Source organism: Sphingomonas melonis DAPP-PG 224 (genome assembly GCF_000379045.1).
Lineage (GTDB): Bacteria > Pseudomonadota > Alphaproteobacteria > Sphingomonadales > Sphingomonadaceae > Sphingomonas > Sphingomonas aquatilis.
The window spans coordinates 887,704-906,785 of sequence record NZ_KB900605.1 but is presented as its reverse complement, the minus strand read 5'-3'; the positions used below and the strand labels follow the sequence as shown (position 1 = coordinate 906,785).

Sequence of the window (19,082 nt, the reverse complement as noted above, 5' to 3'; positions counted from 1 at the left end):
TTATAATGAAGATAATCGATGGCCTTTGGGACCAAGGCTTCGCACTCGACAAGCACACCGTATCGAGCACGTATCTCGGCGACGACGACAATGGGAATCCGCAGTTCGACACAAAGCGTACCGACATTGGCGAGGCTTTGTTTCAGCTGAAATATCGCGGCGGCTGGCAATACGTACCGGCACTGGCCGATGCCTTGGCGAAACAGATACAGGCCACTCTTCCGCGGTTCGATGTCATCGTTCCGATGCCTGCATCCGCCGTACGGCCGCGCCAGCCCGTGACGGAGCTTGCGACGGAGGTCAGCCGCATCCTCGGCATTCGGATGGACGGCGCCCTGCTCCAAAAAACCGCCACGTCACAGCTCAAAGACCTGACCAACCGATCGGATAAGGACGCCGTGCTGGCCGATGCGTTTTCAGTCCGCGACGCTGGCCTGGCTGACGGCCCCGTCGATGTGTTGCTGATCGACGATCTGATCCATACTGGTGCTTCTCTCGACGCCGCGTGCGCCGCGTTGCGGACCTCGCACAGGATCGGGCGCATCTATGTGGCTGTGTTGACTTGGAGATAACAGTGCCCACCAGCGGGACGGTCTTCATCGCCGGATCCATCGCGATCAGCCGACTGCACCCTGTCGTCTGCGATCGCATCGGGAATGCCGTCGATCGTGATATGGCGGTCGTGGTGGGCGATGCAGATGGCGCCGATACGGCAATTCAGCGCGTGTTGCTGGATCGACAGGCGCGCGCCGTTACGGTCTACTGCAGCGGAGACCGCCCGCGTAACAATGTCGGAGATTGGCCCGTCGAGCATATTTATCCCGATGCTCCGCCGGGCACGCGCCGGTGGTTCACTGCCAAGGACATCGCGATGGCGGAAGCCGCCGATTACGGGCTCATGATCTGGGATACGCGCAGCACGGGCACGCTTTCGAATGTCATCGAATTGCTCTCCGCAGGCAAAAAGTCCGTCGTGTTCGTCAACAAGGCGAAAGAGTTCATGAAGGTTGCCGATGTGGAGGGTCTAAACCGTCTGATCGACTTGATGTCGGTAACGGCAAGGGACAAAGCAGAGCAGAAGATGCGCCTGTCCGATAAGGTCGGCGCTCTTCGCCATCGACAGGGTGCACTGTCTTTATGATGTGCCCGTCCAACAAGGCAGGCGACGGCGACGGGCAGATGGCTTAGCCTACGCCTCGACGCTGCGGCCCGTCCCGCCTACATGAGCCGGTAATGCGTCCCGATCCCCTGCCCACCCTGTCCCGCGTCTTCGGCTTTGCGGGGTTCCGCGGCGTGCAGGAAGAGGTCGTCCACCGCGTGCTAGCCGGCGAGCGGACATTGGGGGTGATGCCGACCGGCGCGGGTAAGTCGCTGTGCTACCAGCTGCCGTCGGTGATGCTGGAGGGGACGTGCGTCGTCGTCTCGCCGCTCATCGCGCTGATGCACGACCAGTTGCGTGCCGCCGAAGCGGTGGGCATTCGCGCAGGCACGCTAACCAGCGCCGACCAGAATCGTGGCGAGACGATCGCGCGGTTCAAGGCTGGCGAACTTGACCTGCTCTATATCGCACCCGAACGCGCTTCGACCGGGCATTTCCGCGAGCTGCTGGGCAGCGCGAAGCTCAGCCTGTTCGCGATCGACGAGGCGCATTGCGTCAGCGAATGGGGGCACGATTTCCGCCCCGATTATCGCCTGCTCGCGCCGCTGATGGACGCCTTCCCGGACGTGCCGCGGCTGGCGCTCACCGCGACGGCGGACGCGCATACCCGCGCCGATATCCTGGCGCAGCTCGGCATTCCGCAGGATGGGCTGATCGTGTCGGGCTTCGACCGCCCCAATATCCGCTATGCGATCACCCCCAAGGCGAACACGACCAAGCAGATCGCCGATGTGATCGCAGGCACGCCCGGCCCCGGCATCGTCTATGCGCAAACGCGCGCGGCGACGGAGAAACTGGCGGAGGCGCTCGCCCGCACCGGCCGGCCGACCCGCGCCTATCATGCGGGGCTGGAGCAGCATATCCGCGCGAAAAACCAGGCGGATTTCGTCGCTAGCGAAGACATGGTGATCTGCGCCACGGTCGCGTTCGGCATGGGCATCGACAAGCCCGACGTCCGCTTCGTCGCGCATGCCGGCCTGCCGAAATCGATCGAGGCCTATTATCAGGAAACCGGCCGCGCGGGCCGCGACGGCGATCCGGCCGTGGCGCATCTGTTCTGGGGTGCGGAGGATTTCGCGCGTGCGCGCCAGCGGATCGGCGAGGTGGAGCCTGAGCGACAGGCGGGCGAGCGGACGCGGCTGGCCGCGCTGGGGGCGCTGGTCGAGACGGCGGGCTGCCGGCGTCGCATCCTGCTGAAGCATTTCGGCGAAGACCTCATCGAAGACTGCGGCAATTGCGACAATTGCTTGGGGTCCCCCGATGCGGTCGATGCGACGACGGTTGCGCAGAAGTTTTTGTCCGCCGTCTTCCGTACCGGCCAACTGTTCGGCGCGGGCTATGTCGAGCAGGTGCTGCTGGGCCAGTCGACCGACCGCAGCATCGATCGCGGGCACGAGGCGCTGTCGGTGTGGGGCATCGTCGCGGGCGAGGAGGCGGCGCTCGTCAAGCCGGTCGCCCGCGCGCTGCTGTTGCGCGATGCCTTGCGGACCAATGCGCATGGCGGGCTGGAGTTCGGCCCCGGCGCGCGGCCGATCCTGAAGGAGGGCGCGCGGGTGATGCTGGTGCTGCCGCCCAAGCGGGTCCGCGGCAAGAAGCGTGACGCGGGCGTGGCGATCAAGCCGGCCGATAATCCGCTGTTCGAAGCGCTGCGGACCTGCCGCCGCGATCTGGCCAAGGAGGCCGGCGTGCCGCCCTATGTCATCTTCCACGATTCGGTGCTGCGCGAGATGGCGGCGCAGCGGCCGACGAGCCGATCCGCGCTGATGCACCTATCCGGCATCGGCGCGCGGAAGCTGGAGGCGTATGGCGACGCGTTTCTGGAGGTGATCCGCGCGGCGGATTAGCGGCGAGCCAAGTCCCCCGTTCGCCCTGAGCCTGTCGAAGGGCATGCTACCCCACGCGGCGTCGCGCGTGGGGACGCCTGTGCTTCGACAGGCTCAGCACGAACGGTGGTTGTGGACCGGGCGATCGCTGCACTAAAATCCTGTCGGACCGCGACCAAAACGGCTGACGCGGCTCGGTTGATCGCGTAACGGGACCGGATGGCCGATATCCGCACGATCAACGAATCCATCAGCGTCGCCCCCCAGATCTCGCCCGAGGACATGGCGGCGATCAAGGCGGCGGGCTTTGTGGGCATCGTCAACAACCGCCCCGACGAGGAGGAAGCGGGCCAGCCGGCGGGCGAGGCGATCCGTGCTGCGGCGGAGGCGGCGGGCCTGACCTATGTCGCGATCCCGATCACGCATGCCGGCTTCTCGCACCCGCAGATCGACGCGATGACGCAGGCGCTGGTCGGCGCGGACGGGCCCGTGCTCGCCTATTGCCGGTCGGGAACGCGCAGCTGCAACCTGTGGGCGCTTGCCGCCGCGAAGGCGGGTCGCAACCCCGAGCTGCTGGTCGCCCAGGCGCGCGTCGCCGGCTACGATCTGTCGGGGATGCGCCCGACGCTGGACGCGCTCGCCGGCGGGCAGTGATCCGGCCATGCGCTTCGATGAGACGGCGATCGGGATCGCGCTGATCGCGGGCCTAATGGTACTGCTGGTCGTCGGCGGCATCGTCTGGGCGGTGCGCCGTGGACGCGTCGGGCGGATCGAGTCGCCCGAAGAGGCCGCCGCGGCGGCGGACGAGTCGCTGGGCGGATTCGAGACGTTGGGCGCGGTGGTCGGCGCGGATGGCGTGGGCGCGCTGGCGGTCGATCGCGCGGGCCGCGTCGCCGTGATGCGCCGCTATGGCAAAAGGATCACGGTGTGCGAGATCGCGTGGCTCGCGCTGCGCTCGACGGTAGAGGGGATCGAGATCGACAGCGGCGACCGGCGCATGGGCCGGGTGCTGATCGCGGGCGTCGATGCGCTCGACGTGCGGCGCTTGGCGCCAGCGGATCTCAAGAAGATGATCGGCTGAAGCCGGTATCCCTCCCCCGGCGCGACCGGAGGAGGGGCAGGCGGATTACGCGGCCTGCGTTTCCAGCGCGGGATAGTCGGTGTAGCCCTCGGGGCCCTTGCTATACCAGGTCTTCGGGTCGTCCTGGTTGAGCGGCGCGCCCTGGCGCAGGCGTTCGACCAGATCGGGGTTGGCGATATATTTGCGACCGAAGGCGATCGCATCCGCAACACCCGAATCCAGGTCGGCCTGCGCACTGGCGCCGTCATAATCCTGGTTCAGCACCAGCGGCCCCTTGAAGACCTTGCGGATTTCGGGGCTGAGCTTTGGCACGTCGCTCTTGCCGAACGTGCCGTCGGGGCCCTGTTCGCGCAGTTCGAGGAAGGCGATGCCGAGCGCGTCGAGCGCCGCCGCGGCGGGGACGAAGACGCTGGCGGGATCGCTGTCATCAGCGCCCTGCGTCTCGCCATTGGGCGACAGGCGGATGCCGGTGCGGCCCGCCCCGATCGCATCGGCGACGCGTGCCACCGATTCGCGCATGAAGCGGATGCGGTTTTCCGAGCTGCCGCCATAATCGTCGTCGCGATGATTGGTGCCGTCACGCAGGAACTGGTCGATCAGATAGCCATTGGCGCCATGCAGCTGCACGCCATCGAAGCCGGCACGGATCGCGTTGCGCGCGGCCGTCGCATAATCGTCCTGTACGCGGGCGATGTCGTCGAGCGTCGCGGCGCGCGCCTCGCCATAGGGGTTCGGCTCCTTGTGATAGGGCGCACGCGTCGCCGAGGACGACAGCGGCGTCATGCCGATCACGTCGGGGCGCGACAGGCGGCCCATGTGCCAGATTTGCGCGACGATCTTGCCGCCCGCCTCATGCACCGCCGCGGTCACCGGCTTCCACGCCTCGACCTGCTCGTCGGTCCACAGGCCCGGCGCGTTGGGCCAGCCCAGCCCTTCCTGGCTGATGCCGGTGCCTTCGGTGATGATGAGGCCGGCGCTGGCGCGCTGGCGGTAATAGTCGATCATGATCTCGGTCGGCACATGGCCGTCGGTCGAGCGGCCGCGGGTCAGCGGCGACATGAGGATGCGGTTGGCGGCGTGGATATCGCCCAGCTGGATGGGGTCGAAAAGGCTCGGCATGGATGCTCCGTTAGTGGCCTGACGCGGGGAAGATAGGGCGCTACAGGGCGGCATGCATCGGCCCGACCCCACAAGAAAAACTGTGCCTGCGCCAACGGTGCCGGTTGCCGCTACGGACACCGCGCCCGCGCTGGGCTTCGTCGCGCTGATCCTGGCGAATATCGCGCTCGCATTCGGGCCGTGGTTCGTGCGGTTGGCCGATGTCGGGCCGGTGGCGGCGGGGTTCTGGCGGATCACGCTGGCGATTCCCTTCCTCGCCGCATTGTCGCTGGCGGCAGGCGCCCGGCCGGTGCGGATGCCGGGCGGGCTGTGGCTACTGATCGCCGTCGGGGGCGTCGCCTTCGCCGCCGATCTGGCGAGCTGGCACCTCGGCATCGTGCGCACGACGATGGCCAATGCGACGCTGTTCGGCAATTCGGCGATCCTGATCTATCCGCTGTACGGATTCCTGGTGGCGCGCGCCTGGCCATCGCGCGGACAGGGGATCGCGCTGCTGCTCGCGGCGGTCGGTGCCGGGCTGCTGATGGGCCGGTCGTACCAGGTCGATCCGCGCAACCTGGCGGGCGACCTTCTCTGCATCGTCGCCGGCATCCTCTACACCGTCTATTTCATCATGATGGCCAAGGTGCGCGAAACGATGCGACCGCTGCCGGCGCTGGCGCTGGCGAGCTGCGCGACGGCGCTGCCGCTGCTCGTGTTCGCGGTGTTGCTCGGCGAGCGTGTGTGGCCGGGGCATTGGAGCGCGCTGCTCGGCCTCGCCCTCGTCAGCCAGGTCTTCGGGCAGGGCTGCATGATCTATGCGCTGGGCCGCATGTCGCCGCTGATCGTCGGCATCGCGCTGCTGATCCAGCCGATCGTCGCCGGCGCGGTGGGCTGGATCGCCTATGGCGAGCGGTTGCAGGGAGCCGATTGGATCGGCGTGGCGTTGGTCGCGGTGGCGCTGGTATTGGTGCGCCGCGCCGAGGTTGCACCGGCGCGTGCGCAGGCGCAGGAGATGGCGGCATGACCCAGGATACGATCGACACCAGCGACCTGACGCTCGACGAGATTCGCGTGTCGCTCGCCCCCGGCATCGCCGCCAATGCCGCGTTCGACGGCTGGGGTGACGCCGCGCGCGATATGGCGGCCGAGGCGGCGGGGATCGACCGCGACGTTGCACGACTCGCCTTTTCCGGCGGTGCGGTCGACATGATCGATGCCTGGTTCGCGCATATCGATGCGGCGATGGCGCAGGAGCTGCCGCCCGAACGCGTTGCGACGATGAAGATTCGCGAACGCATCGCCGGGCTTGTCGAGTCGCGGCTCGACGCTTTGGCCCCCGATCGTGAGGCGCTGCGCCGCGCGCTGACCATCCTCGCCATGCCCCAGAATGTCGCGCGAGCAGCGAAGCTCGGCTGGCGCAGCGTCGATACGATGTGGCGCATGGCCGGCGATACCGCAACCGACTACAATCACTACACGAAGCGGACGATCCTACTCGGCGTCTATACCGCGACGATCACGGTGTTCCTGGACGACGACAGCGAGGGACAGGCCGACACGCGCGCGTTCCTGTCGCGGCGGATCGACGGGATCATGCGGTTCGAGAAGGCCAAGGCGGGGTTCGTCAAGCGCTACGAGCACCGGCCCAGCCTGTCGCGCTTCGTCGGGCGGCTGCGGTATCCGGTGGTGTGATCCCCGGACCTAGTCTGGGGTGACGGACTTTGTACCGGGCGGCGCGTCGCATCCCGATAGGTCGGAGACGCACCCTTTACTCGCTCCTGCGTAAATGATAATCACTCGCAGCATGGATATGTCGCGTACGCCATCCCTCGATCTCGTCTCGCTGCCCCGGCGTCAGCCGGCGACGGTGGCGGGGATCGACTGGGCGCGACTTGCTGCGCCCGAGGCGCGGCGGTTGCGCGAACTGGGTTTCGATGAGGGCGTGTCGGTCGAGGTGCTGCACCGCGCTTCGCTGGGCAGCGGCCCGATCGCCTGCCGGATCGGGCGGATGACCGTCGCGCTGCGCCGCGCGGTGGCGGGAGCCGTCCACGTCGCGCTGCCGGCCGGCGCCGAATAAGCCGACGCCGCCCGTGCATGCAGCCCCGCTGGTGGCGCTGGTCGGCAATCCCAATGCCGGCAAGAGCGCGCTGTTCAACGCGCTGACGGGCGCGCGGCAGAAGGTCGGCAATTATCCCGGCGTCACCGTGGAGCGGCATTCGGGCCGGCTAGTGCTGGACGATGGTCGCCCGGTCGAGCTGATCGACCTGCCCGGCGCCTACAGCCTCGAACCCTCCAGCCCCGACGAACGCGTGACGCGCGACGTCGTCACCGGCGCGAGCAGCCTGGAACGCCTGCCCGATGCGCTGGTGGTGGTGGTCGACGCGGCCAATCTCGACAACCATCTGCGCTTCACGTTGCAGTTGATCGCGCTCGGCCTGCCGGTGGTCGTCGCGCTCAACATGGTCGATCTCGCCGAACGTGACGGGCTGACGCTCGACGCGGCGGTGCTGGAGCGCGAGCTGGGCGTGCCGGTGATCGCGACCGTCGCGGTGCGCAAGCGCGGGCTGGACGGCCTGCGGGCGGCGCTGGGATCGATTCTGGTCGGCGGCGCGGCGACGCGCCTGCGCCCCTCGGATGGCAGCATCGACGACGATATCGTGACGCTGCAGCGCCGCGCGCGACAGATCGCCGCGGCGGCGACGGTGTCGGAGACGGCGGGGCGGCGCTGGGCGCATGCGCTCGACGCGGTGGCGCTGCACCCGGTCGCGGGTCCGCTGCTGCTGGTGACGATCCTGTTCGTGATGTTCCAGGCGGTGTTCACCTGGGCGACCGTGCCCGCCGACGCGATCGATGCGGGCTTCGGCGCGTTGCAGGATGCGATCAAGAGCGCGATGCCCGACGGCTTCGTCCGCTCGCTGCTGACCGACGGGCTGATCGCCGGCGTGGGCGCGGTGATCGTCTTCCTGCCGCAGATCCTGATCCTGTTCCTCTTCATCCTCGTGCTCGAATCGTCGGGCTATATGGTCCGCGCGGCGTTCCTCATGGACCGGTTGATGGCGACCGTCGGCCTGTCGGGGCGCGCGTTCATTCCGCTGCTGTCGAGCTTCGCCTGCGCCGTTCCCGGCATCATGGCGACGCGCGTGATCGACGACGAGAAGGACCGGTTGACGACGATCCTGATCGCGCCGCTGATGACGTGCAGCGCACGCTGGCCGGTCTACACCCTCATCATCGGCGCGATGATCCCCAACACGCCGCTGCTGCCCTTCGTGCGGTTGCAGGGCGTCGTGATGTTCGGACTGCTCATCACCGGCATCGCCGGCGCCTATGTCGCGGCGCTGATCCTGCGGCGTACCGTGACCAAGGGCGCCTCGTCGGGCTTCATGATGGAAATGCCCAAATATCAGATGCCGCGGATGCGCGACGTCGCGCTGGGGCTGTGGCAGCGCGCGGTGATCTTCCTGAAGCGCGCCGGCACGATCATCGCGGCGACGACCGTGGTGCTTTGGCTGCTGCTCAGCTTCCCCAAGCCGCCCGAGGGCAGCGGGATCAGTCCGGTCGACTATTCGGTCGCCGGCCGCATCGGCCATGGCATCGAATATGTCGTCAAGCCGATCGGCTTCAACCGCGACATCGCGCTGGCGCTGTTGCCGGCGATGGCAGCGCGTGAGGTCGCGGTGTCGGCGATCGGCACCGTCTATGCGATCGACGACAAGGACGGCAGCGGCACCGACCGCATCACCGACCAGATCCGCGGCCGCTGGACGCTGCCGACCGCGCTCGCGTTCCTGATGTGGTTCGTCTTCGCACCGCAGTGCATCAGCACGATCGCCGTGACCCGACGCGAGACGAACGGGTGGAAGTGGCCGCTGTTCATGGTTGGCTACCTTTTCGCCGCTGCTTATGTCATGGCGGGGATCACATTCTGGCTGGCAACGTTTGCCGGCCTCTAAGAGGATCCCATGGCAGGCAGCGTCAACAAGGTCATTCTGGTCGGCAACCTGGGGCGCGACCCCGAAAGCCGCAGCTTCCAGAACGGCGGCAAGGTGGTCAACCTGCGCATCGCCACGTCCGAATCGTGGAAGGACCGCAACAGCGGCGAACGCAAGGAAAAGACCGAATGGCATTCGGTCGCGATCTTCAACGAAGGCCTCGCCAACGTCGCCGAGCGATTCCTGCGCAAGGGGTCGAAGGTCTATATCGAGGGCCAGCTCCAGACCCGCAAATGGCAGGACCAGAACGGTCAGGACAAATATTCGACCGAGATCGTGCTGCAGGGCTTCAACAGCGTGCTGACCATGCTCGACGGTCCTAACGGCGGCCAGGGCGGCGGCGGTGGCGGCCGTAGCGGTGGCGGCAACGACTGGGGCGGCGGCGACGACTTCGGTGGCGGGTCGAGCGGCAGCTACGGCGGCGGCAGCCGTGGCGGTTCGTCTGGTGGTGCATCCGGCGGCGGCCGTGGTGGCTTCGGCGGCGGGCAGAGTGGTGGTCCGGGCGGCGGCTTCGCCGACGATCTCGACGACGACGTGCCGTTCTGAGCCGTCGTTCAGCGATGACACCCGTCTGTGAACCGGCGAGCGAGACGCGCCGGGCCGAAGCCCTCGCCGCGCACGACCCGCAGTCGTTGCGCGACGATGCCGCGCTCACCCGGATCACGGACTTTGCCGCGGCTCTTTGCGACGCGCCGATCGCGTTGATCAGCCTGGTCGAGGCGACGCGACAGACCTTCCTGTCGCACACCGGCGTCGACATGACGGAAACGCCGCGCGACACGTCCTTCTGTGCGCTCGCCATGATGGAACGCGGCATCACCGTGGTGCCGGACGCGACGCGCGATATGCGCTTTTCCGCCATGTCGCTGGTGACGGGCGAGGCGCACATCCGCTTCTATGCCGGCGCACCTTTGGTCGCCGACGATGGCGTGCCGCTCGGTTCGCTGTGCGTGCTCGACACCCGCCCACGGCCCGAGGGGCTGACCGCCCTGCAACGGCAAGGGCTGGAAACGCTGGCGGAGGCGGTGATGGCCCGGCTGCGCGACAGCCGCGATGCCGCCACGTGGCGCCGCACCGATCGCGACACGCGCCAACGCCTGTCCGACAGCGAGGATCGCTTCCGCACACTGGCCGACACGATGCCGCAGATGGTGTGGTCGACGCTGCCCGACGGCTTCCACGATTATTACAATGCGCGCTGGTACGAATTCACCGGCGTGCCGGACGGATCGACCGATGGCGAGGGCTGGAACGACATGTTCCATCCCGACGATCAGGCCCGCGCCTGGGAGATATGGCGCCATTCGCTCGAGACAGGCGCGCCGTATCAGATCGAATATCGCCTGCGCCATGCCGACGGCACCTATCGCTGGGTCCTGGGCCGGGCCCTGCCGATCCGCGACACGGACGGGCAGATTACGCGCTGGTTCGGCACCTGCACCGACATCCACGAACAGAAACTGGCGCTGCACGAGCGCGAATTGATCAGCCAGGAGCTGTCACACCGGATCAAGAACATCTTCTCAGTGATCTCCGGCCTGATTTCGTTCGCGGCGCGCGCACGGCCCGAGTTCGCGCCGGCCGCCGCCGATCTGCGCGACCGGATCATCGCGCTGGGGCGGGCCCATGATTTCGTGCGACCGCACAGCCCCAATTCGCGGCCCGCGATGCAGCAGAATTCGCTGCACGGCCTGCTCAGCGAGTTGTTCGAACCCTATCGGCGTGGGGACTATCAGCCGATCACGGTCAGCGGCGATGCGGTCACGATCGACGATCGCTCGGCCACCCCGCTCGCGCTACTGTTCCACGAGCTCGCCACCAACGCGATGAAATATGGCGCCCTGTCGAGCGAGGACGGTGCCGTCGACGTCACCGTCGCGCGCGACGACGCGGACGTGGTGCTGTGCTGGAGCGAACGCGGCGGTCCCTCAGTCGCCGCGCCGGATGGGCCGCACGGTTTCGGCAGCCAGCTGATCGAACTGTCCGCCGTGCGACAGCTGGGCGGGGTGGTGACGCGCGAATGGAAGGCGGAAGGACTGGTCGTAACGGTCCGCGTGCCGATCGCGACGCTGAACCGCGCCTAGGCCTGACGGCTCGAATCGAGCAAAACGATATCGTCGTTGGCGGCGGGTGACCGCCCCTCCGCCGCGAGAGCCGCCGCAGCGAGGATCGCCGATTCACTGAACGGTTTGCGGATGTAACCCAGCGCGCAGTCGCGCCCGCAATCGATCTGTGCCGGATTCGCAGTGACGAAGACGACCTTCACGCCATAATCGCGCGCGATCTGCTCCGCGATACGCGGGCCGGTCGGCCCATCGCGCAGGTTGACGTCGACGAAGGCGAAGCCGCAACCCGGTGCCGCCTGCAACGCACTTTCCGCATCCGCGGCGATGCCGGCGACCTGATAGCCGCCATCGACCAGGATACGCTCCAAGTCGAGGGCGACAAAAATCTCATCCTCGACGATTAGTGCGGTTTTGGTCATCATCCATCCTGGCTTGGAGCCGAGAAACCGCTTTCACATAGGTTTGTTCCGAACCGTCCAGGTTTATGTCCGATACGGACGTGCGCCGTCAATGCCGCAACAGAAAAACTGCATGCTGTGCCAGCAGGTTGGCCGCTGCCGAACTGCGTTGCCGGTCGCCCGACAGAAACCATGCCCCCTCCACGGTCACGCCACGCGCTTTCAGGAAGGCGCGGAAGTCGTCGATCGTGACGTGATGGATGTTGGGGGTGTCATACCATTGTTCGGGCAATTGCCGCGTCACCGGCATCCGCCCACCCCACAGCAGCGACAGGCGGATGCGCCATTGCGCGAAATTGGGGAAGCTGACGAACGCCCGCCGGCCGATGCGAAGCAGATGATCGAGCACGACATCGGGCGCCCGCGCGGTCTGCAGCGTCTGGCTGAGGATCGCATAGTCGAAGCTGCGATCGGGATAGGCGGCGAGATCGATATCGGCGTCGCCCTGGATCACCGACAGCCCGCGCCCCACCGCCGCCGCGACATTGCCCGCGTCGAGCTCCAGCCCGCGCGCGTCGCAGCCCCGCTGATCGCGCAGCGCCGCCATCAGCGCGCCGTCGCCGCAGCCGATGTCGAGCACGCGCGATCCCTGCGCGACATGGCCGGCGATGACGGCGAGGTCGGGGCGCAGCGTCATGACGCCGTCTTCAACAGCGCGGCGGCCGCGGGCGACAGACGCTCCATGAAGCGATCGGGGCGGAGCAGCGCGTGGAAGCCGAGCGCTTCGTACACGCCATGCGCGTCGGCGGTGACGAGGCCGATGCGGCGGATGCCGGCAAAGGCGGGATGGTCGACGAACCAGCCGACCATGCGCCGGCCCAGTCCCTTCCCGCGGGCCGCTTCGTCGATCCAGACGTCGGCGATCCAGGCGAAGGTCGCGTGATCGGTGATCGCACGGGCAAAACCGATCTGCTCGCCGCCAGCGTAAGCGCCCAGGCAGTGCGAGCCGGCGATGGCGCGTTCCACCAACGCCCGGTCGATCCCCGGCGACCAGTAGCTCGACGCGAGCCAGCCATGGATGCGCGCGATATCGAGCCGGTCCTTGTCGTCGTCGAGGTCGATCCCAAGGTCCATCATCGCCCGCCTTTCAGGAAACCGTCGATCACGCGGTTCATCTCCGGCGCGTCGAGCAGGAAGGCGTCGTGGCCATAGGGGCTGGACAGCTCGACAAAGCTGACCGGTGCGCCGGCAGCGTTGAGCGCGGCGACGATGTTGCGCGATTCCTGCGTCGGATACAGCCAGTCGGTGTCGAAGCTGACGAGGCAGAAGCGCGTCGCCGGCCCTCGGAAGGCGTTGGCGAGCAGGCCGCCATGTTCCTCGGCCAAATCAAAATAGTCGAGCGCGCGGGTGATGTAGAGGTAGCTGTTGGCGTCGAACCGATCGACGAAGGCGAGGCCCTGGTGGCGCAGATAGCTTTCGACTTGGAAATCGGCGTCGAAGCCGAAGCTCTTGGCACCGTCCTGCTTGCCGGGGCGGGCTTGCAGCCGGCGGCCGAACTTTTCGGTGAGGCCGGCTTCGGACAGATAGGTGATGTGCGCGGCCATGCGCGCGACGGCGAGGCCGGCGGCGGGGGGATCGCCATCGTAATAGTCGCCGCCGCGCCATTTGGGATCGGCCATGATCGCCTGGCGGCCGACTTCGTGGAAGGCGATATTCTGCGCGGAGTGGCGCGCGGTCGAGGCGATGACGACCGCCGCGGCAACGCGATCCGGGAAGGTCGCCGCCCAGCTGAGCGCCTGCATGCCCCCCATCGAGCCGCCGACCACCGCCTTCAGTCGGGCGACGCCGAGATGGTCGAGCAGCATGGCCTGCGCACGGACCATGTCGCGGATAGTGATGACCGGGAAGGCCATGCCCCAGGGGCGCCCCGTCGCGGGATTGATGCTCGCCGGGCCGGACGATCCCATGCAGCTGCCGATGACGTTCGAGCAGATGACGAAGTCGCGCGCCGGGTCGATCGGCTTGCCGGGACCGACGAGGCGCGTCCACCAGCCAGGCTTGCCGGTGCGCGGGTGGGTGGAGGCGACGTGCTGATCGCCGGTCAATGCGTGGCAGATCAGGATCGCATTGCCGCCATCGGCGTCGAGCGTGCCATAGGTTTCGTAGGCGATCTCGACCGGCGACAGCAACGTGCCGCCATCGAGGCGCAGTGGCCCCGGCAGCGTCGCCTGTCGCCCGCAGCCGAACCGCATATCCTCGCTCATGGGCGCATCGCTACGGCGGGGCGCGCGTGGAAGCAAGTTGTCAACGTCGGCGCCGCCCCGCTAAGGCTCGCGGCCATGTCGGACACCACAACCGCCCCCGCCCCGAAGCCCTGGATCTTGGGCATCGCCCCCTACATCCCCGGTCGCGCCACCAGTGAGGACGGCCGCAAGGTCGTCAAGCTGTCGTCGAACGAGAATCCGTTCGGTACGCCCGAGGGCGCGCGGGCGGCGTATCGCGACGCGGCGGGGCATCTGGAGCGCTATCCCGACGCCGCCGCGGTCGACCTGCGCGGCGCGCTTGCCAGCCATTACGGCGTCGAGGCGGAGCGACTGATCTATGGCACTGGATCGGACGAGGTGTTGCACCTGGCCGCCGGCACCTTCGCCGGGCCGGGCGACGAGATCATCCACGTCCGCTACGGCTTTGCGGTGTATGAGATCGCGACGCGGCGCGTCGGCGCGACGCCGGTGATCGTCGCCGATCGCGACTATGCGACCGATGTCGATGCGATCCTGGCCGCGGTGACGGACAAGACCAAGGTCGTGTTCGTCGCCAACCCCAACAATCCGACCGGCACCTATTCCACCCGCGAGGAGATCGCGCGGCTCCACGCCGGGCTGCCCAAGTCGGTGCTGCTGGTACTCGACCAGGCCTATACCGAATATCTGGAGCCCGAGGACGACGACGGCGGGTTGGAGCTGGCACGTACGCAGTCCAACGTGCTGGTGACGCGCACCTTCTCCAAGATTTTCGGTCTCGCGTCCGAGCGGGTGGGCTGGGGCTATGCGTCGGCGGAGATCATCAATGCGATGCACCGCATCCGCGCGCCCTTCGCGTTCAGCATCGGGGCGCAGGCCGCCGCGACCGCGGCGCTGAACGATGCCGCCTTCGTCGCGCACAGCCACGACCACAATCGCCAGTGGCGCGGGTGGTTCAGCGAACAGGTCGACGCGCTGCCGGGCCTGCGCGCGGTGCCGAGCAAGGCCAATTTCGTGCTCGTGCTGTTCGAGGGCGGCCTATCCGCCGAGGACGCGTACAAGGCGCTGATGGCGGCGGGCTATGCGACGCGCTGGCTGCCCGGCCAGGGGCTGCCCCATGGCCTGCGCATCACGATCGGCACCGAAGAGGAAATGCGCGCGGTGGTGGACGTGCTGCGCGCCGAGGTGGAAAAGGCGGGCTGATGCTGCCCTTCGCGCGCGTCACGATCATCGGGCTGGGGCTGATCGGCTCGTCGGTGGCGCGCGCGGTGCGGGCCACGATGCCGACGGTGCGGATCACCGGTTACGACGCCTCGCCCGAGGTGCGCAGTATCGCGGAGCGGATCGAGCTCGCCGACGATATCGCTGACACGGCAGGCGCGGCGGTGATCGATGCCGACCTCGTGATGCTGTGCGTGCCGGTCGGCGCGATGGGTGCGGTAGCGGCGGAGTTCGCGGACGACCTGCCCGCCGATGCGATCGTCAGCGATGTCGGCGGATCGAAGGAAAGCGTGCTCGCCGCGCTGCGGGCCGTGCTGCCGCATGCGACGATCGTGCCGGGGCATCCGGTCGCCGGCACCGAGCATAGCGGGCCCGAGGCGGGCTTTGCGACGCTGTTCCGCGGGCGCTGGTGCATTCTGACCCCCGAAGAGGGCACGCCCGAGGCGCCGACGCTGCGGCTGCGCGCGTTCTGGGAGGCGCTCGGCGCGCAGGTTGAGGTGATGACGCCCAAGCATCACGACCTGGTGCTGGCGGTGACCAGCCATGTGCCGCACCTCATCGCCTATTCGATCGTCGGCACCGCGAGCGACCTGGAAGAGGTGACGCAGAGCGAGGTCATCAAATTTTCGGCGGGCGGCTTTCGCGACTTCACCCGCATCGCCGCGTCCGACCCGACGATGTGGCGCGACGTGTTCCTGAACAATCGCGAGGCGGTGCTGGAAATCCTGCAGCGGCTGACCGAGGACGTGACGATGCTGCAACGCGCGATCCGCTGGGGCGACGGCGACCAGTTGTTCGACCTGTTCACCCGGACGCGCGCGATCCGCCGGTCGATCATCGAACAGGGGCAGGATGACGCCAAGCCGGACTTCGGACGGAGCCACTGAGCGTTCCGTTCACGGCAACGTGGACACATGGACACCTGAACAGAAACGATCGAGGCCTATCGTTTCGGTTTCTGTCGGGATGGGACAGAGCTATCGTCCGTCATTGCGAGCGTAGCGAAGCAATGACGAGTTGGGGGATGTAGCCGGCAACCCGATCCTAAACGTCCAGCACGTTGATCGCCGTGTGGACCCGCGCCTCGATCTCGTCGCGGGGCAGGCCGGCAGGGATGACATCGCCGATGCGGATCGTCACCACGCCCGGGCGCTTGGGCCCATGCCGGGGCCAGACGCGGCCCGTGTCGAGCGCGATCGGCACGCACGGCATGCCGAGCGCCCGATAGAGGCCGGCGAAACCCGATTGCAGCGGCGGCCGCTCACCCGGCGCGACGCGCGTGCCCTCCGGATAGATCAGGATCGAGCGGCCTTCCGCCTTCAGCGCCTTGGCATCGCGCATCATCGATCGCAGCGCGCTCGCCGACGCCTCGCGATCGGCGACGATGCCGCCATATTGCAACGCCGCCCAGCCCCAGAAGGGGATGCGGCTGAGTTCGCGCTTGATGACCATCGCCGGGCCGCCGAGCAGCAATTGCAGCTCCAGCGTTTCGAACATCGCCTGATGCTTGGCGGCGTAGAAGACGGGCCCTGCCGGGCGCTGCCCCTCCACGACGACGCGGATGCCCATGATGCTACGGTAGAGCAGCCGGTGCATCCGCGCCCAGAGATGCGCGTGCCGCATCACCGCGCGCCGGCCGAACAGCGCAGAGATGGGCACCGCGAGCACGATCGGCACCGACAGGCCGTAGAAGAACAGCGAAAACAGCAACGTGCGCAGGCGGTTCATGCCCCGATCCCCAGCCACAGCGCGACGCGGCGCAGCAGCAGCTTGTTATATTCGTTGACGAGCGTGCCGAGCCGCGGCGTGCTGGGCACGCCATCCCCCATCACGATGACGCCCGGCCCCAGCACCGCCGCCAGCTCCATCCGCGCGCGCGGCACGTGCCAGTCGGAGGTGACGAGGCGGACGGTGCGATAGCCATGGGTCTTTACCCAAGCCGCTGTTTCCTCGGCGTTCGAACGCGTGTCGACGGCGTCGGCGCCCAGATCGATGCAGCAGGCAAAAAGCTTCGGCGAGGTGTGATAGGTCCGGGCGAGATCGATCGGCCGCACGCCGGGCGCGACGCCGGTGACGAGCATCCGCCGCGCCTGCCTGGCCTGCAGCAGCGCGATGCCGCGATCGATCCGCCCCGCGCCGCCGGTCGGCACGACGATCGCATCGGTGGTGTTGCCGGTGAGCGGCGGCGGCAGCAGCAGCATGAAGGCGGCAAAGCCCAGGCACCAGCCGAGCGCGGCGAATCCCATCAGCCGGACGATCATAGCAGGCGCGCCGTCACAGGATGCGCCTCAGCGCGGCTACGATCGTCACCCGCGCGATGACGGTCGCGAGCAGGACGAAGCCGATCGGCAGCAGGACCAGCAGCGCCCAGTCGCTGACAGTCAGCGTGATGCCGCTAAGCAATTGCGATCCCAGCGCCGCGACGCGCGTGGCGAGGAACAGCAGCATGGCGAGCGCAGCGACGCTGCCCGCCACCCCGCCGATCGCCGCATCGAGCGCGAGACGGCGCTGGAACAGCCGCGCGACCTGCACGTCGGTGGCGCCGAGCATGTGCATCACCTCGATCGTCGCGCGATGCGTCTCCAGCCCTGCGCGGGCCGCGAGGACGACGACCGCGCCGGTCGCCGCCAGCATCAGCGCCACGAGGCCGAGCGCGAGCCAGGTCAGCGTGTCGAGGAAGCTGCCGACCGGCGACATCCAGCGCTGGTGCCGGTCTATCCGCGCCGTCGCGCTGATATCGTGGACCGCCGCGACGATTCGGCCGGCATCGGCGCCGTCGGCGAGGTCGACATCGATCATCGCGGGCACGGGCAGGTCGGGATCGGCGTCGCTGCGCCCCAGCCACGGTTCGAGCAGGCGCATCAGCTCGGCGCGCGGCACCGGCGTCGCGCGGCGCACGTCGGGCAGCGCGCGCAGCACGGCGAGGATGCGCGCGGCGACCGCATCGCGCGCGACCGGGCTGCCATCGACCACCTGCACCGTCAGCCGCCCGGCGAGCTGGCGTTCGAGCGCCGTCGCCGACTGGCGCGTGCCGAGGCCGAGCGCGGCGGCAAGCAGGGTGAGGAACAGCATGATCGCCATCACCCCCGTCATCGCGCGAAAGCCGCCCGCTTCGTCGAGCACGCGGCGGTCGGCGCGGTTGGTGCCGCCCGCGCTCATGCCAGCCCCTTCAGCGTCGGTGGGTAGCGGAGCGAGCCGGTGGGATCGAGCAATTGCCCCTTGTCGAGCCGCATCATCTGCGCGCCCGCGACGCGGCTGAGCAGGTGCAGATCGTGCGTGGCGACGACGACGGTGGTGCCCAGTTTGTTGAGCGATTCGAACAGATGGATCAGGCGATCGGCCATGTCCGGGTCGACGTTGCCGGTCGGCTCGTCCGCCACCAGCACTTCGGGGCGGCCGATCACCGCGCGGGCGATGGCGACGCGCTGCTGCTCGCCGCCCGACAGCGTCGCCGGCCGCGCACCGGCGCGGTCGGCCAACCCGACCCAGGCGAGCATTTCGCGTACCGGCTGCTCGATATCCGATTCTTCCACCCCGGCGACGCGCAGGGGCAGCGCGATATTGTCCCAGGCGGACAGGTGCGGGACCAGCCGGAAATCCTGGAAGACGACGCCGATGCGGCGGCGAAATCCGGGCAGGCGCGCGCGCGGCATCGTCACCGCATCCTCGCCGAACAGGCGGATGATGCCGCGGCTGGGGCGCTGCGCCAGATACAGGAGCTTCAGCAGCGAGGTCTTGCCGGCGCCGCTCGCCCCGGTCAGGAAATAGAAGGCGCCGCTGGTCAGCGTGAAGCTGATGTCGGACAGTGTTTCCTGCCCGGTGCCGTACCGCAGCCCAACATTTTCGAACTGCACGATATTTGCCATGCGCCTGGCCGCAACCGCTCCATCTAGGTGCCAAGGGCCGTCAGCGGCCGTGTTCGATCAAGCCTTCGCATGGCGACGCCGCGGCTTCAAGCTTGCCACGCAGGCGGCGCACGTGCTTACAATCGCCGCCAT

22 protein-coding genes are annotated in these 19,082 nt (G+C 68.0%); 13 read left to right on the top strand and 9 right to left on the bottom strand.

The window, feature by feature from the left end; genetic code table 11:
* Window positions 1–5 precede the first annotated feature (5 nt).
* From SPHME3_RS0104545 to SPHME3_RS0104525, 5 genes are all read left to right on the top strand, one after another.
* Window positions 6–572, top strand: coding sequence for a ComF family protein (locus SPHME3_RS0104545; protein ID WP_017980464.1), 567 nt, complete (start codon window positions 6–8; stop codon window positions 570–572).
* Window positions 573–574: 2 nt separating this feature from the next.
* Window positions 575–1,141 carry a hypothetical protein gene (locus SPHME3_RS0104540; RefSeq protein ID WP_017980465.1) on the top strand — a complete coding sequence of 189 codons (567 nt, stop codon included), beginning with the start codon at window positions 575–577 and terminating at the stop codon, window positions 1,139–1,141.
* Window positions 1,142–1,233: 92 nt separating this feature from the next.
* Complete coding sequence (gene recQ / locus SPHME3_RS0104535; RefSeq protein WP_017980466.1) at window positions 1,234–3,003, top strand: DNA helicase RecQ; 1,770 nt, start codon at window positions 1,234–1,236, stop codon at window positions 3,001–3,003.
* A 198-nt stretch (window positions 3,004–3,201) separates the two neighbouring features.
* Window positions 3,202–3,636, top strand: a complete 435-nt coding sequence (locus SPHME3_RS0104530; RefSeq protein ID WP_017980467.1) for a TIGR01244 family sulfur transferase — start codon at window positions 3,202–3,204, stop codon at window positions 3,634–3,636.
* Between the two features lie 7 nt (window positions 3,637–3,643).
* Window positions 3,644–4,063 carry a hypothetical protein gene (locus SPHME3_RS0104525; protein ID WP_017980468.1) on the top strand — a complete coding sequence of 140 codons (420 nt, stop codon included), beginning with the start codon at window positions 3,644–3,646 and terminating at the stop codon, window positions 4,061–4,063.
* A gap of 45 nt (window positions 4,064–4,108) precedes the next feature.
* Here the strand turns inward: SPHME3_RS0104525 and SPHME3_RS0104520 are convergent, their stop codons facing one another.
* Entirely contained in the window at window positions 4,109–5,182 is a 1,074-nt protein-coding gene (locus SPHME3_RS0104520) for an alkene reductase (protein WP_017980469.1), read from the bottom strand.
* A 52-nt stretch (window positions 5,183–5,234) separates the two neighbouring features.
* Here SPHME3_RS0104520 and SPHME3_RS0104515 point away from each other — a divergent pair, with 52 nt between their 5' ends.
* The 6 genes from SPHME3_RS0104515 (at window position 5,235) to SPHME3_RS0104490 (ending at window position 11,240) form a co-directional block, all read left to right on the top strand.
* The gene (locus tag SPHME3_RS0104515) at window positions 5,235–6,188 is read left to right on the top strand and encodes a DMT family transporter (RefSeq protein WP_232479636.1); all 954 of its coding nucleotides are present in this window, start codon (window positions 5,235–5,237) and stop codon (window positions 6,186–6,188) included.
* Window positions 6,185–6,856 carry a COQ9 family protein gene (locus tag SPHME3_RS0104510; RefSeq protein WP_017980471.1) on the top strand — a complete coding sequence of 224 codons (672 nt, stop codon included), beginning with the start codon at window positions 6,185–6,187 and terminating at the stop codon, window positions 6,854–6,856. Before SPHME3_RS0104515 ends, SPHME3_RS0104510 begins: the two co-directional genes overlap by 4 nt.
* A gap of 112 nt (window positions 6,857–6,968) precedes the next feature.
* Complete coding sequence (locus SPHME3_RS0104505; RefSeq protein ID WP_017980472.1) at window positions 6,969–7,241, top strand: FeoA family protein; 273 nt, start codon at window positions 6,969–6,971, stop codon at window positions 7,239–7,241.
* Between the two features lie 13 nt (window positions 7,242–7,254).
* Window positions 7,255–9,117, top strand: a complete 1,863-nt coding sequence (gene feoB, locus SPHME3_RS0104500) for a ferrous iron transporter B (RefSeq protein WP_024310319.1) — start codon at window positions 7,255–7,257, stop codon at window positions 9,115–9,117.
* A gap of 9 nt (window positions 9,118–9,126) precedes the next feature.
* On the top strand, window positions 9,127–9,702 hold the full coding sequence (gene ssb, locus SPHME3_RS0104495) for a single-stranded DNA-binding protein (RefSeq protein ID WP_017980474.1): 576 nt from the start codon (window positions 9,127–9,129) through the stop codon (window positions 9,700–9,702).
* Window positions 9,703–9,716: 14 nt separating this feature from the next.
* A complete protein-coding gene (locus SPHME3_RS0104490) occupies window positions 9,717–11,240 on the top strand; it encodes a sensor histidine kinase (RefSeq protein ID WP_017980475.1) in 1,524 nt (507 codons plus the stop codon).
* Here SPHME3_RS0104490 and SPHME3_RS0104485 read toward each other — a convergent pair.
* From SPHME3_RS0104485 to metX, 4 genes are all read right to left on the bottom strand, one after another.
* On the bottom strand, window positions 11,237–11,644 hold the full coding sequence (locus SPHME3_RS0104485; protein WP_017980476.1) for a response regulator: 408 nt from the start codon (window positions 11,642–11,644) through the stop codon (window positions 11,237–11,239). The genes SPHME3_RS0104490 and SPHME3_RS0104485 overlap by 4 nt on opposite strands.
* A gap of 85 nt (window positions 11,645–11,729) precedes the next feature.
* Complete coding sequence (metW, locus tag SPHME3_RS0104480; protein ID WP_017980477.1) at window positions 11,730–12,317, bottom strand: methionine biosynthesis protein MetW; 588 nt, start codon at window positions 12,315–12,317, stop codon at window positions 11,730–11,732.
* The gene (locus SPHME3_RS0104475; RefSeq protein WP_017980478.1) at window positions 12,314–12,754 is read right to left on the bottom strand and encodes a GNAT family N-acetyltransferase; all 441 of its coding nucleotides are present in this window, start codon (window positions 12,752–12,754) and stop codon (window positions 12,314–12,316) included. The genes metW and SPHME3_RS0104475 overlap by 4 nt, the downstream gene beginning before the upstream one ends.
* A complete protein-coding gene (gene metX / locus SPHME3_RS0104470; RefSeq protein ID WP_017980479.1) occupies window positions 12,754–13,884 on the bottom strand; it encodes a homoserine O-acetyltransferase MetX in 1,131 nt (376 codons plus the stop codon). The genes SPHME3_RS0104475 and metX overlap by 1 nt, the downstream gene beginning before the upstream one ends.
* A gap of 75 nt (window positions 13,885–13,959) precedes the next feature.
* Between metX and hisC the strand changes: the two genes are divergently transcribed.
* Together hisC and SPHME3_RS0104460 are read left to right on the top strand one after the other, a co-directional pair.
* Window positions 13,960–15,066 (top strand): histidinol-phosphate transaminase, encoded by a 1,107-nt coding sequence (hisC, locus tag SPHME3_RS0104465; protein WP_018250582.1) that lies wholly within the window; start codon window positions 13,960–13,962, stop codon window positions 15,064–15,066.
* A complete protein-coding gene (locus SPHME3_RS0104460; RefSeq protein WP_017980481.1) occupies window positions 15,066–15,971 on the top strand; it encodes a prephenate/arogenate dehydrogenase family protein in 906 nt (301 codons plus the stop codon). Before hisC ends, SPHME3_RS0104460 begins: the two co-directional genes overlap by 1 nt.
* Before the next feature lie 157 nt (window positions 15,972–16,128).
* Here SPHME3_RS0104460 and SPHME3_RS0104455 read toward each other — a convergent pair whose 3' ends face one another.
* From SPHME3_RS0104455 to ftsE, 4 genes are read right to left on the bottom strand one after another with little or no spacing between them, the layout of a single operon-like run.
* Window positions 16,129–16,812: a lysophospholipid acyltransferase family protein gene (locus SPHME3_RS0104455; protein ID WP_017980482.1), complete on the bottom strand. Its 684-nt coding sequence runs from the start codon at window positions 16,810–16,812 to the stop codon at window positions 16,129–16,131.
* On the bottom strand, window positions 16,809–17,345 hold the full coding sequence (locus SPHME3_RS0104450; protein ID WP_017980483.1) for a YdcF family protein: 537 nt from the start codon (window positions 17,343–17,345) through the stop codon (window positions 16,809–16,811). The genes SPHME3_RS0104455 and SPHME3_RS0104450 overlap by 4 nt, the downstream gene beginning before the upstream one ends.
* Window positions 17,346–17,358: 13 nt before the next feature.
* Window positions 17,359–18,243 carry a cell division protein FtsX gene (locus SPHME3_RS0104445; protein ID WP_017980484.1) on the bottom strand — a complete coding sequence of 295 codons (885 nt, stop codon included), beginning with the start codon at window positions 18,241–18,243 and terminating at the stop codon, window positions 17,359–17,361.
* The gene (gene ftsE / locus SPHME3_RS0104440; RefSeq protein WP_017980485.1) at window positions 18,240–18,950 is read right to left on the bottom strand and encodes a cell division ATP-binding protein FtsE; all 711 of its coding nucleotides are present in this window, start codon (window positions 18,948–18,950) and stop codon (window positions 18,240–18,242) included. The genes SPHME3_RS0104445 and ftsE overlap by 4 nt, the downstream gene beginning before the upstream one ends.
* Window positions 18,951–19,082 lie beyond the last annotated feature (132 nt).